Annotated in this window: 12 protein-coding genes; 6 read left to right on the top strand and 6 right to left on the bottom strand. The window is 72.7% G+C overall.

The features are described from left to right. A partial coding sequence (locus tag ABT137_RS36435) for an acetyl-CoA carboxylase biotin carboxylase subunit (protein WP_351715429.1) occupies nt 1-1,517 on the bottom strand: 1,517 nt, incomplete at its 3' end. Between the two features lie 375 nt (nt 1,518-1,892). Between ABT137_RS36435 and ABT137_RS36430 the strand changes: the two genes are divergently transcribed. Beyond that, the gene (locus ABT137_RS36430) at nt 1,893-2,441 is read left to right on the top strand and encodes a hypothetical protein (RefSeq protein WP_351715437.1); all 549 of its coding nucleotides are present in this window, start codon (nt 1,893-1,895) and stop codon (nt 2,439-2,441) included. Here the strand turns inward: ABT137_RS36430 and ABT137_RS36425 are convergent. The 4 genes from ABT137_RS36425 to ABT137_RS36410 all read right to left on the bottom strand — a co-directional run bounded on the left by ABT137_RS36425 (nt 2,413) and on the right by ABT137_RS36410 (nt 5,131). After that, on the bottom strand, nt 2,413-3,015 hold the full coding sequence (locus tag ABT137_RS36425; protein ID WP_351715427.1) for a Maf family protein: 603 nt from the start codon (nt 3,013-3,015) through the stop codon (nt 2,413-2,415). The two genes, ABT137_RS36430 and ABT137_RS36425, sit on opposite strands and share 29 nt — an antisense overlap. Nucleotides 3,016-3,052: 37 nt before the next feature. Next, on the bottom strand, nt 3,053-3,181 hold the full coding sequence (mmpB, locus tag ABT137_RS36420; protein WP_351715426.1) for a morphogenic membrane protein MmpB: 129 nt from the start codon (nt 3,179-3,181) through the stop codon (nt 3,053-3,055). A gap of 138 nt (nt 3,182-3,319) precedes the next feature. Next, nucleotides 3,320-3,529, bottom strand: coding sequence for an acyl-CoA carboxylase epsilon subunit (locus tag ABT137_RS36415; RefSeq protein WP_351715424.1), 210 nt, complete (start codon nt 3,527-3,529; stop codon nt 3,320-3,322). 9 nt (nt 3,530-3,538) lie between these two features. Further along, nucleotides 3,539-5,131: an acyl-CoA carboxylase subunit beta gene (locus tag ABT137_RS36410; RefSeq protein WP_351715423.1), complete on the bottom strand. Its 1,593-nt coding sequence runs from the start codon at nt 5,129-5,131 to the stop codon at nt 3,539-3,541. 110 nt (nt 5,132-5,241) lie between these two features. Between ABT137_RS36410 and ABT137_RS36405 the strand changes: the two genes are divergently transcribed. Further along, nucleotides 5,242-6,117 carry a biotin--[acetyl-CoA-carboxylase] ligase gene (locus tag ABT137_RS36405; RefSeq protein ID WP_351715422.1) on the top strand — a complete coding sequence of 292 codons (876 nt, stop codon included), beginning with the start codon at nt 5,242-5,244 and terminating at the stop codon, nt 6,115-6,117. Between the two features lie 208 nt (nt 6,118-6,325). Then, entirely contained in the window at nt 6,326-7,432 is a 1,107-nt protein-coding gene (locus ABT137_RS36400) for an adenylate/guanylate cyclase domain-containing protein (protein WP_351715421.1), read from the top strand. On the opposite strand, the gene ABT137_RS36395 is transcribed toward ABT137_RS36400, so the two are convergent. Continuing rightward, complete coding sequence (locus ABT137_RS36395) at nt 7,407-7,955, bottom strand: hypothetical protein (RefSeq protein WP_351715420.1); 549 nt, start codon at nt 7,953-7,955, stop codon at nt 7,407-7,409. The two genes, ABT137_RS36400 and ABT137_RS36395, sit on opposite strands and share 26 nt — an antisense overlap. A 222-nt stretch (nt 7,956-8,177) precedes the next feature. Here ABT137_RS36395 and ABT137_RS36390 point away from each other — a divergent pair, with 222 nt between their 5' ends. The 3 genes from ABT137_RS36390 (at nt 8,178) to hutH (ending at nt 11,850) form a co-directional block, all read left to right on the top strand. Further along, nucleotides 8,178-8,972, top strand: a complete 795-nt coding sequence (locus ABT137_RS36390) for an enoyl-CoA hydratase/isomerase family protein (protein WP_351715419.1) — start codon at nt 8,178-8,180, stop codon at nt 8,970-8,972. A gap of 103 nt (nt 8,973-9,075) precedes the next feature. Then, entirely contained in the window at nt 9,076-10,221 is a 1,146-nt protein-coding gene (locus tag ABT137_RS36385; protein ID WP_351715418.1) for a GGDEF domain-containing protein, read from the top strand. Nucleotides 10,222-10,311: 90 nt separating this feature from the next. Then, nucleotides 10,312-11,850, top strand: coding sequence for a histidine ammonia-lyase (gene hutH, locus ABT137_RS36380; protein ID WP_351715436.1), 1,539 nt, complete (start codon nt 10,312-10,314; stop codon nt 11,848-11,850). The last annotated feature ends 107 nt before the right edge of the window (nt 11,851-11,957 follow it).

The following is an 11,957-nucleotide window of genomic DNA, read 5'->3' as shown; positions in this document are numbered from 1 at the left end:
GGCTTGGCGCCGGCGGCGAGGCCGGTGCGGGCCAGGGTCATGCCCAGGGACGCCGGGAGGGAGACCTCCAGGCGCTTGCCGCCGACCTCGACGACGATCGTCTCGCGGTCCTTGTCGTCCTCGGCCTCGGTGTCGGCCGGGGCGGCGAAGGGCTTGATCTCGTTGACGAACTCGGTCTCGATCCAGCGGGTGTGGACCGTGAACGGGTCGGCGGAGCCGGTCAGCTCGGGGGCGAACGCCGGGTCGCGGACGACGACGCGGTGGAACGGGATCGCCGTGGCCATGCCCTCGGCCTGGAACTCGTCCAGGGCGCGGGCGGCCCGCTGGAGGGCCTCCGCGCGGGTGCGGCCGGTGACGATCAGCTTGGCGAGCAGGGAGTCCCAGGCGGGGCCGATCACGCTGCCGGCCTCCACGCCCGCGTCCAGGCGGACGCCGGGGCCGGAGGGGGCGTCGAAGCGGGTGACCGTGCCGGGCGCGGGCAGGAAGTTGCGGCCCGGGTCCTCGCCGTTGATACGGAACTCGAACGAGTGACCGCGCAGCTCGGGGTCGTCGTAGCCGAGGGCCTCGCCGTCGGCGATCCGGAACATCTCGCGGACCAGGTCGATGCCGGCGACCTCCTCGGTCACCGGGTGCTCCACCTGGAGGCGGGTGTTGACCTCCAGGAAGGAGATCGTGCCGTCCTGGCCGACCAGGAACTCGCAGGTGCCCGCGCCGACGTAGCCGGCCTCCTTGAGGATGGCCTTGGAGGCGCGGTACAGCTCGGCGACCTGGGCCTGGGAGAGGAACGGCGCGGGGGCCTCCTCGACGAGCTTCTGGTGGCGGCGCTGGAGCGAGCAGTCACGGGTGGAGACGACCACCACGTTGCCGTGGGTGTCGGCCAGGCACTGGGTCTCCACGTGCCGGGGGCGGTCCAGGTAGCGCTCGACGAAGCACTCGCCGCGGCCGAAGGCGGCCACCGCCTCACGGACGGCGGAGTCGTACAGCTCCGGGACCTCTTCGAGGGTGCGGGCGACCTTCAGGCCGCGCCCGCCGCCGCCGAACGCCGCCTTGATGGCGATCGGCAGGCCGTGCTCCTCGGCGAACGCCACGACCTCGTCGGCGCCCGAGACCGGGTCCGGGGTGCCGGCCACCAGCGGGGCACCGGCGCGCTGGGCGATGTGCCGGGCCGCCACCTTGTCGCCCAGGTCGCGGATGGCCTGCGGCGGCGGGCCGATCCAGGTCAGGCCCGCGTCCAGGACCGCCTGTGCGAACTCGGCGTTCTCGGAGAGGAACCCGTAACCGGGGTGGACGGCATCCGCACCGGCTTCGCGGGCGGCGTTCAGGACCTTGGAGATGTCCAGGTAGCTGGTGGCCGGGGTGTCACCGCCCAGGGCGAACGCCTCATCCGCGGCGCGGACATGCAGAGCGTCCCGGTCCGGTTCCGCGTAGACGGCCACGCTCGCGATCCCGGCGTCCCGGCAGGCCCGGGCCACGCGGACAGCGATTTCGCCACGGTTGGCGATGAGCACCTTGCGCACGATTGAGGCTCCCTCCTTGAAACAAGCCGAGTTTAGGGACTGCCGACACGGCACTTCGACCCGTCCCCAATGGTGACCTTGCCCACACGGAGCGTGATGCGAGGCTCACCCGACCCGGGAAATCCCTTGTCGCACCTCGGTACGCAGGACTCCTTCGGGAAACCCTAGCTCCGTCATGTGGTCAAGGTCTCTGTGAGAGCGTGCCGCGCCCCACTCCGTTTCTTTGTTGAGTCCCTACGAATGGCCCAACGTTTCTTTGCTGCCGACCGGACCCTTGTCCCGCGGTTTACCCGTTAGTAGCGTTCGCGATGTCTTGAACGTACTTCAAGTAACACCGGCTCGGTTCGGGCCGTGAACGAAAGTGGGTGGGGACCGGTGGTGCGCAGACCGGTGGCGTGGATCGTGGCCGTCATACTCTTCGCCGAGGGATTCGGCATCGCCGCGCTCAACTGGTTCATGGGGGTGGTCGTCGACCGCCAGGACATGTCCCTGGCCGGCCTCGACCCGGACAAGATGTCGGTGTCCGCGAAGGCCGGCGCCGTGGTCTTCGGCCTCTACTTCGCGCTGTGCGGCCTGGTGGCCCTGCTGGTCGCCGTGCGCAACCGGCCGCCCGCGGGCCTCGGCCGGGTGCTGCTGATCAGCGTGGCGGTCGTGCACGCCCTCCTGGGTGCCGTGTCGTGGGGGCTGATGGGCTGGCGGGCGTTCCTCTTCATGGTGGTCGTCCTCGCGCTCGTCGTACTGCTGCTGATGACGTACGACCAGGTGGACGGGGCCGGTGGGCCCGGGACGGCGGCCGGCGGCGGGGGCGAGGAGGGTTCCGGACCCGCGAGCGCCCCGGAACCGGAACCGGGGCCGGGGGCGGAGGCGAAGAACGACACGCCGCCCGCGGGGCCGTTCACTCCACCGGCGCCCACAACTCCGTGATGCCGATGCCGAGCTCCGCCAGCAGCCGGCGGATCAGGGGCAGGCTGATGCCGATCACGTTGCCGTGGTCGCCGTCGATGCCCTCGACGAACGGCGCGCTGCGGCCGTCCAGGGTGAACGCTCCCGCCACGTAGAGGGGTTCGCCCGTGGCGACGTAGGCGGCGATCTCCTCGTCGGTGGGCTCGCCGAACCGTACGACCGTGGACGCGGTCGCCGACACCCAGCGCTTGCTCGCCGTGTCCCAGACGCAGTGCCCGGTCTGCAGGGTGCCGGCCCGGCCGCGCATCGACTTCCAGCGGGCGGTGGCCTCCTCGGCGTCGGCCGGCTTGCCGAGGGCCTGGCCGTCGAGGTCCAGCACGGAGTCGCAGCCGATGACGATCGCGCCCTGGACGTCCGGGCGGGCGGCGACCACGGACGCCTTCGCCTCCGCGAGGGCGAGGGCGAGGTCGGCCGGGGTGGGGGCGGTGACGGCGTCCTCGTCGACGCCGCTGACGATCACCTCGGGGGCGAGGCCCGCCTGGCGCAGGAGGTTCAGCCGGGCGGGGGACTGGGAGGCGAGGACGAGTCTGCGCATGGGGGCAGCGTATCGGTGGGGGCCGACAGAGGGTTGCTCACCTCACGCCGAGCACGATCATCAGCAGGACCATGACCAGGGCCAGGAAGACGCCGAGCCGCCGGAGGGTTCTCTGCATGTCCTGCAGGTCCTTCGGCGGCTCGTCTTCGGGGTCCGACCACAGCATGTCACCAGCGTGGGGCTTGGCCGGGGGGCGGCGCCTGAGTAGGGGTACTCAAATCGGAGCCCGGGGTTGCACTTCTGTGCGCGGTTCCTCCCCCGGCCTTCGGCCGGGGGCACCCCCGGCGCCCCTGCTCTTTTGGCGTCAGCTCGGCCAGTAGGTACGCGTCCACGCGCCCGGGCTCGGCTGGGGCAGTCGTTGCTGGGCGATGCGGCTCGGGTCGGACCAGGCGCTCGTTGCCGGCGGGGTGCCGGGTGGGGCGGCTGCCAGGGCGGCCGCGCGTGCCCTTACGACCGCCAGTGCGGCGGCCAGCTCCTCCGGGGTCGGGTTGCCCCGTATGACCTTGATCGTCACAGCGGCTCCTTAGAGGGGGATGTTGCCGTGCTTCTTCGGGGGCAGGGACTCGCGCTTGGTACGGAGCTGGCGCAGGCCCCGTACGACGTGGCGGCGGGTGTCCGACGGCATGATGACGGCGTCGATGTAGCCGCGTTCGGCCGCCGTGTAGGGGTTGAGGAGGGTGTCCTCGTACTCCTGGATGAGCTGCGCCCGGGTGGCCTCACCCGCTCCTGAGCTCTCCGCCTCCGCGATGGTGCGGCGGTGCAGGATGTTGACGGCGCCCTGGGCGCCCATGACGGCGATCTGGGCGGTGGGCCAGGCGAGGTTGAGGTCGGCGCCCAGGTGCTTGGAGCCCATGACGTCGTAGGCGCCGCCGAAGGCCTTGCGGGTGATGACGGTGATGAGGGGGACGGTGGCCTCGGCGTAGGCGTAGATCAGCTTGGCGCCGCGGCGGATGATGCCGTCGTGCTCCTGGTCGACGCCGGGCAGGAAGCCGGGGACGTCGACGAAGGTGATGACCGGGACGTTGAAGGCGTCGCAGGTGCGGACGAAGCGGGAGGCCTTCTCGCTCGCCTTGATGTCGAGGCAGCCGGCGAACTGCATCGGCTGGTTGGCGACGATGCCGACCGGATGGCCCTCCACGCGGCCGAAGCCGGTGACGATGTTCGGGGCGAACAGGGCCTGCGTCTCGAAGAACTCGCCGTCGTCGAGAACGTGTTCGATCACCGTGTGGATGTCGTACGGCTGGTTCGCGCTGTCCGGGACCAGGGTGTCCAGCTCGCGGTCCTCGTCGGTGACGGCGAGATCGGCCTCCTCGGGGAAGACCGGGGGCTCGGAGAGGTTGTTGGACGGCAGGTACGACAGCAGCTGCTTGACGTACTCGACGGCGTCCTTCTCGTCGCCGGCCATGTGGTGGGCCACGCCGGAGACGGAGTTGTGGGTCCGGGCGCCGCCCAGCTCCTCGAAGCCGACGTCCTCGCCGGTGACCGTCTTGATGACGTCCGGTCCTGTGATGAACATGTGGGACGTCTGGTCGACCATGACCGTGAAGTCGGTGATGGCCGGGGAGTACACGGCGCCGCCGGCGCAGGGGCCGACGACGAGCGAGATCTGCGGGATCACGCCGCTCGCGTGGGTGTTGCGGCGGAAGATCTCGCCGTACGCGCCGAGGGAGGCGACCCCCTCCTGGATCCGGGCCCCGCCGGAGTCGTTGATGCCGATGACCGGGCAGCCGGTCTTCAGGGCGAAGTCCATGACCTTCACGATCTTCTGGCCGTAGACCTCGCCGAGGGCGCCGCCGAAGACGGTGAAGTCCTGCGAGAAGACGGCGACGGGCCGGCCGTCGACCGTGCCGTACCCGGTGACGACGCCGTCCCCGTAGGGGCGGTTCTTCTCCAGGCCGAAGTTGGTGGAGCGGTGCCGGGCGAACTCGTCCAGCTCGATGAAGGAGCCCTCGTCGAGGAGCAGCTCGATCCGCTCACGGGCCGTCAGCTTGCCCTTGGAGTGCTGCTTTTCGACGGCGCGCTCCGAACCGGCGTGTGTCGCTTCGTGGACACGGCGCTGGAGATCCGCGAGCTTCCCCGCGGTCGTGTGAATGTCGATCTCTTCCGGCTCGGACATCGGGATGCGGCTCCCTGCCTGCTCAAAAGGGGGGACGGTTACTCATCCGTAGCGTAGTGGGGCGCCTACCAAACGGCAGTGCGGCGTACAACACACCTAGGGTGGCTTGCATGACGCCGCGAGACGCAGCAGATGCGAACAACAATCGTTGGTCCGACCTGGACCGTCCACCGCTGAACGGGACCGGGCTGCGCAGGGCCCTGGTGCGGGACGGCGGGCACGGGGGCCTGTACTGCGACATCGAGGTCGTGGGCCGTACCGGCTCCACCAATTCCGACCTCGTGGCCCGGGCCGTCGCGGGGGACGCCGACGAGGGTGCGGTGCTGGTCGCCGAGGAGCAGACGGCGGGGCGGGGGCGGCTGGACCGGCAGTGGACGGCGCCGCCGCGCTCGGGCCTGTTCTTCTCGGTGCTGCTGAAGCCGGCCGAGGTGCCGGTGGCCCGCTGGGGGTGGCTGCCGCTGCTCACGGGGGTGGCGGTGGCGACGGGGCTGGCGCGGGGTGCGGGCGTCGACACGGCGCTCAAGTGGCCGAACGACCTCCTCGTCACCGTCGGTGACGAGGAGCGCAAGGCGGGGGGCATTCTCGCGGAGCGGGCCGGCGAGGACGGGGTGGTGGTCGGCGTCGGCATCAACGTCACGCTCCGCGCGGCGGAGCTGCCGGTGCCGCAGGCCGGTTCGCTGGCGCTGGCCGGGGCGGTGAGCACGGACCGGGAGACGCTGCTGAGGGCCGTCCTGCGGTCCCTGGAGGACTGGTACGGGCGCTGGCGCGAGGCGGGCGGCGATCCGGGCGTGAGCGGGCTCCAGGAGGCGTACGCGGCGGGCTGCGCGACGCTGGGGCGGACGGTGCGGGCGGAGCTGCCCGGGGACCGGGCGCTGGTCGGGGAGGCGGTGGCGATCGACGGCGACGGGAGGCTGGTGATCGCCACGAAGGAAGGGGTGCAGGAGCCGGTGGGGGCGGGGGACATCGTGCATCTGCGGGCTGCGTGAGTGCGGTGCGGGTGGGCGCAGCCGGGTAGCTGTGAAGCGCCCCGTCAGGGGCGTGGGGAACTGCGCGATCAGCCCCCACTCACCCGCACCTGAAACTCGACCTCTCACCCCCGATGTCGGCTTACCTCACGAAGTGAGCTACCGCACAGCTGCCGTAGAGTTGAGCCTGGTCGGTATGCGACCGCGGTAGATCGGAAGGGCAGCAGGCGTGACCGTCGACGACACGGGCTCCGGCGCGGGCGCGGACGCCGCCGACTCCGGCGAGGACCCCCTCGCGCTGCGTCTCGAAGGCCTGATCCTCGGGGCCGAGCGCCGCTACACCCCCTTCCAGGCGGCCCGCAGCGCGGGTGTCTCCATGGAGCTGGCGTCGCGGTTCTGGCGGGCGATGGGCTTCGCCGACATCGGGCAGGCCAAGGCGCTGACGGAGGCCGACGTGCTGGCCCTGCGCCGGCTCGCCGGTCTCGTCGAGGCGGGGCTGCTCAGCGAGGCCATGGCCGTGCAGGTGGCACGGTCCACGGGGCAGACCACCGCCCGTCTGGCCGAGTGGCAGATGGATTCCTTCCTGGAGGGCCTGACCGAGCCGCCGGAGCCGGGCATGACCCGCACCGAGGTCACGTACCCGATCGTCGAACTGCTCCTGCCCGAGCTGGAGGAGTTCCTCGTCTACGTCTGGCGCCGCCAGCTCGCCGCCTCGGCGGGCCGGGTCGTGCAGGCCACCGACGACGAGGAGATGGTCGACCGCCGCCTCGCCGTCGGCTTCGCCGACCTGGTGGGGTTCACCCGGCTGACCCGGCGCATGGAGGAGGAGGAACTCGGCGAGCTGGTCGAGGCCTTCGAGACCACCGCCGCCGACCTGGTGGCGGCCCGCGGCGGCCGGCTCATCAAGACCCTCGGCGACGAGGTCCTGTACGCCGCCGACGACGCCGGTATCGCCGCCGACATCGCGCTGCGCCTGGTGGAGACCATGGCGCACGACGAGACGATGCCGGAGCTGCGGGTCGGCATGGCCTTCGGCACGGTGACCACCCGAATGGGCGATGTCTTCGGTACGACCGTGAACCTCGCCTCCCGCCTCACCTCGATAGCCCCGCGCGACGCCGTGCTCGTCGACAGCGCGTTCGCGGAGGAGCTGATCCGGGTGGGGGAGGCGCCGGCCTCGGAGGCGGCCGCCGCGGAGGAGGCGGCGACCGCCGAGAAGGAGGGCGAGGAGCCCCCGGTGTACCGCTTCGCGCTGCAGCCGATGTGGCAGCGTCCGGTGCGTGGCCTGGGGGTCGTGGAGCCGTGGTTGCTCACCCGGCGGGACGGGGAGCCGTAGCCGCCAGCGGGCCCACGCACAGCCCGACGACCGGCAGGCAGACCCCGCTGCCTGGCTGATGTGCGCCGGGCTTCTGCGTCGGGGTGGGTGAGGGGCTCGCGGCCGGTGGCGACGGAGTGCTCGTCGGCCGGGGCGGGGCCGTCGGGATGGTGGTCGGCACCGTCCCGCTCCCGGTGCCCGGCAGTGCGGTGGGCGAGGCGGAGGACGGTGACGCGGCGGCCGTACGGGTTGCGGTGGCCGTCGGTGCCGTGCTCTCGCCGCCCATGACGGTGGCCGCCGAGGGCGTCGCCCTGAGGACCGTACCGACGGTGGCGGCCGCGTTCGCGGAGCGGTCCGTGGCGTCGGCGGTCGGATCGAGGCGGGGCTCCGCCTCCGCCGTGCCGGGCGCGCCGACACCGCCGCCGCCCGACGTGATCCGTACGAGGCTGAGCGCACCGGCGGCCAGCGCCAGCCCTCCGGCGGCGAACAGCAGCTTGCGGGGCCGGGGCTTGCGGTGCCGTCCCCGGCGACTGGCTGCCGACATTCCTGTCATGAGCTTCCCTCCCCGCTGCGCGCCCCCGATGCGCCGTGGCGAGCGCACGTTATGCGCTCCCGTGGGGCGTGCGTCGGGGATCTCCCGGGATGTCACTCGAACGAGGGTGTCCGCGACCGGTCGGTGCCCCTTTCCTCCGGCCCGCCCCGGCTGCGATGATCGGTGAGTTAACAGGCGTTAACCCGTAGCCGGGTCGAGCGGAGGGTGACTGACATGAGCGAGGAGCGGTACGGGGAGTTCGTGCTGGTACGGCGGCACGGGCACGTCGCGGAACTCGTGCTGGACCGGCCCAAGGCGATGAACGCGGTGTCGACGGCGATGGCCCGCTCGATCGTCGCCGCGTGCGCCGCGCTGAGCACCGACCGGGACGCCCGGGTGGTCGTGCTGACCTCCTCGCACGAGCGGGCGTTCTGCGTCGGTGCCGACCTGAAGGAGCGCAACGCGATGACCGACGCGGAGCTGCTCCGGTCGCGGCCGCTGTCGCGCGGGGCGTACACCGGCGTGCTGGAGCTGCCGATGCCGACGATCGCCGCCGTGCACGGCTACGCGCTGGGCGGGGGCTTCGAACTGGCCCTGTCCTGCGACGTGATCGTGGCCGACGGTACGGCCGTGGTGGGCCTGCCCGAGGTGTCGGTGGGCGTGATCCCGGGCGGCGGTGGCACGCAGCTGCTGCCGCGCCGGGTGGGCGCGGCCCGCGCGGCCGAGCTGATCTTCTCGGCGCGGCGGGTGGAGGCGCCGGAGGCGCGTGCGCTGGGCCTGGTCGACGAGCTGGTGGAGGCGGGGCGGGACCGGGAGGCGGCGCTGGCGCTGGCGGCGCGGATGGCGGCGAACTCGCCGGTGGGGCTGCGGGCGGCGAAGCAGGCGTTGCGGCTGGGGCACGGGCTGGATCTGCGGACGGGCCTTGAGGTCGAGGACGCGGCGTGGCGGACGGTGGCGTTCTCGGGGGACCGGGCGGAGGGGGTCGCTGCGTTCAACGAGAAGCGTCGGCCGGAGTGGCCGGGGGAGTGATCGGCCCCCACCGGCCCGCGGCCCGCGACGATGCATCCGCCCCGCAACACCTGTTCGCCGCACCAATGTCCCGAATGAACCGGATCATCCCTAACCTGGAGTGATGGGTGAGGACATCCGGCTCGCCGCCGTCGTGGCGCTGGCTCAGGGCATGGCCGCGGCTCACACCCCACACGAGTGCTGGTGCGCCGCCGCCGCCGGCGCCTGCCGTGCGCTGGACGGCAGCTTCGCCGCGCTCTCCGTCTGGGAGCGCGAGCTCGGCCGGCTCCGGGTCCTCGTGAACGTCGGGGAGCGCGCCCCGGACGAGGAGGAGTTCCCGGAGGCCGAGGCCTATCCGGTGCACCAGTTCCCGGAGATCACCGAGTTCCTCCATGAACGCTGGGCGGGCGGCGGCGGCCCCAACGCCTGGGTCGAGACGGCCGAGGGGCCCGCCGCCGGCCGCCCCGGCTACTCCCACCAACGCGTCGCCGCCCTGCGCCGCCGGGGCCGCGGCTGTTGCCTGGTCGCCCCGATCGTGCTGCACGGCAGGGCCTGGGGAGAGCTGTACGTGGCCCGGGCCGTCCGCGCCCCCGTCTTCGACCGCGCCGACGCCGACTTCGCCACCGTCCTCGCCTCGGTCGTCGCCGCCGGGATCGCGCAGACCGAGCGTCTTGAGGAGGCCCGCCGGCTCGCGTACACCGACGCCCTCACCGGGCTCGCCAACCGCCGTGCCGTCGACGTACGCCTCGACGAGGCGGTCGAGCAGCACCGCGCGGAGGGGGCCGTGGTCAGCCTCGTCGTCTGCGACCTCAACGGGCTGAAGAAGGTCAACGACACCTGTGGGCACGCCGTCGGCGACCGTCTCCTCGAACGCTTCGGCTCGGTGCTGTCGCTGTGCGGGGCGATGCTTCCGGGTGCGCTGGCCGCGCGGCTCGGCGGGGACGAGTTCTGCCTGCTGGCGGTCGGCCCGCCGGCCGACGAGGTGGTCAAGGCGGCCGGCGAACTCTGCCGCCGGGCGGGGGAGTTGGAGCTGGGCGAGGGGGTCGCGTGCGGGGTCGCCTCGACCGCCGACCCGATCGGGTCGGTGCGCTCGGGGCGTCGGCTGTTCCGGCTCGCCGACGCGGCCCAGTACCGGGCCAAGGCGCTGCGCGCCGAGCGGCCGGTGGTGGCCGGGCGGGAGGGGCCGGACGATCCCGTGGTGCGGCTGGCCGACGCGCCGCCGCCGGAGCGGGCCGAGCGGCGGAGCTTCCGCGGGCGCCGGGGACTGTGACATGCGAGCTGTGACGTACAAGTAAGGGGCAACCCCATGCCCCAGTAGTGACAGCGCCTGCATTCACTGCGTACGCTCCTGAATATGGATATGCACACTGTGGTGGTGGGGACGTCCGGTGTCACCGCGTCCGACGTTCTCGCCGTGGCGCGCGGCGGCGCCCGGATCGAACTGTCCGCGGAGGCGGTCGCGGCCCTCGCGGCGGCCCGCGAGATCGTGGACGCGCTGGCGGCCAAGCCGGACCCGGTCTACGGCGTCAGCACCGGCTTCGGTGCCCTGGCGACCCGGCACATCAGTCCGGAGCTGCGGGCCCAGCTGCAGCGCAACATCGTCCGTTCGCACGCGGCCGGCATGGGGCCCCGGGTGGAGCGCGAGGTCGTACGGGCCCTGATGTTCCTGCGGCTGAAGACCGTCTGCTCCGGACACACCGGTGTGCGTCCCGAGGTCGCCCAGACCATGGCCGACGTGCTGAACGCCGGCATCACCCCGGTCGTGCACGAGTACGGCTCCCTGGGCTGCTCCGGGGACCTGGCCCCGCTGTCCCACTGCGCCCTCACGCTCATGGGCGAGGGCGACGCAGAGGGCCCCGACGGGGTCGTACGGCCCGCCGGCGAGCTGCTCGCCGAGCACGGGATCGCCCCCGTCGAACTGCGCGAGAAGGAGGGGCTGGCCCTCCTCAACGGCACCGACGGCATGCTCGGCATGCTGGTCATGGCCCTCGCCGACCTGGACATGCTCTACAAGTCGGCCGACGTCACCGCCGCGTTGAGCCTTGAGGCACTGCTCGGGACGGACAAGGTGCTCGCGCCCGAGCTGCACGCCATCCGGCCGCACCCGGGGCAGGGCGACAGCGCCGCCAACATGCTCGCCGTGCTCCAGGGTTCCCAGCTGACCGGGCACCACCAGGACGACGCGCCGCGCGTCCAGGACGCGTACTCGGTGCGGTGTGCTCCGCAGGTGGCCGGGGCCGGGCGGGACACGCTCGCGCACGCCCGCCTGGTCGCGGAGCGGGAGCTGGCGTCGGCCGTCGACAACCCGGTCGTCCTGCCCGACGGGCGGGTGGAGTCGAACGGCAACTTCCACGGGGCGCCGGTCGCCTACGTCCTCGACTTCCTCGCCATCGCCGTGGCCGACCTCGGGTCCATCGCGGAGCGGCGGACGGACCGGCTGCTGGACAAGAACCGCAGCCACGGGCTGCCGCCGTTCCTGGCCGACGACGCGGGTGTCGACTCGGGGCTGATGATCGCCCAGTACACGCAGGCGGCGCTGGTCAGCGAGCTGAAGCGGCTTGCCGTTCCGGCGTCGGCCGACTCGATCCCGTCCTCGGCGATGCAGGAGGACCACGTGTCGATGGGGTGGTCGGCCGCGCGCAAGCTGCGGACGGCCGTGGGCAATCTGACGCGGATCATCGCCGTCGAGCTGTATGCGGCCACCCGGGCCGTCGAGTTGCGGGAGGGACTGGCGCCGGCGCCGGCGTCCCGGGCCGTGATCGAGGCGGTGCGCTCCGCGGGGGTGCAGGGGCCTGGGCCCGACCGGTTCCTGGCTCCCGACCTCGCCGCGGCGGAGGAGTTCGTGCGGGGCGGAGGAGTTGTCGCGGCGGCGGAGAAGGTGACCGGGGCGCTGCGGTAGCCGGCTGGCCGCGGGTGCGTGGGGGCTGAGCGCGCCCACGCGGCGGTAGCCGCATATCGGCACAGCCCCGCGCCCCCAGGATGCGCAGTTCCCCGCGCCCCCACCGG

The organism is Streptomyces sp. NPDC001980 (genome assembly GCF_040296885.1).
Classification (GTDB): Bacteria; Actinomycetota; Actinomycetes; order Streptomycetales; family Streptomycetaceae; genus Streptomyces.
Note: the sequence above shows the minus strand (reverse complement) of the source record. Positions and strands in the feature narration are given on the sequence as shown.

Excerpts from the sequence above, each read along its gene's own strand:
- ABT137_RS36390 (WP_351715419.1), top strand. The coding sequence starts at position 8,178 with ATGAGCGAGGAGCGGTACGGGGAGTTCGTGCTGGTACGGCGGCACGGG.
- hutH (WP_351715436.1), top strand. The coding sequence starts at position 10,312 with ATGCACACTGTGGTGGTGGGGACGTCCGGTGTCACCGCGTCCGACGTT.
- ABT137_RS36395 (WP_351715420.1), bottom strand. The coding sequence starts at position 7,955 with ATGTCGGCAGCCAGTCGCCGGGGACGGCACCGCAAGCCCCGGCCCCGC.
- ABT137_RS36425 (WP_351715427.1), bottom strand. The coding sequence starts at position 3,015 with ATGCGCAGACTCGTCCTCGCCTCCCAGTCCCCCGCCCGGCTGAACCTC.
- mmpB (WP_351715426.1), bottom strand. The coding sequence starts at position 3,181 with ATGCTGTGGTCGGACCCCGAAGACGAGCCGCCGAAGGACCTGCAGGAC.
- ABT137_RS36385 (WP_351715418.1), top strand. The coding sequence starts at position 9,076 with ATGGGTGAGGACATCCGGCTCGCCGCCGTCGTGGCGCTGGCTCAGGGC.
- ABT137_RS36410 (WP_351715423.1), bottom strand. The coding sequence starts at position 5,131 with ATGTCCGAGCCGGAAGAGATCGACATTCACACGACCGCGGGGAAGCTC.
- ABT137_RS36405 (WP_351715422.1), top strand. The coding sequence starts at position 5,242 with ATGACGCCGCGAGACGCAGCAGATGCGAACAACAATCGTTGGTCCGAC.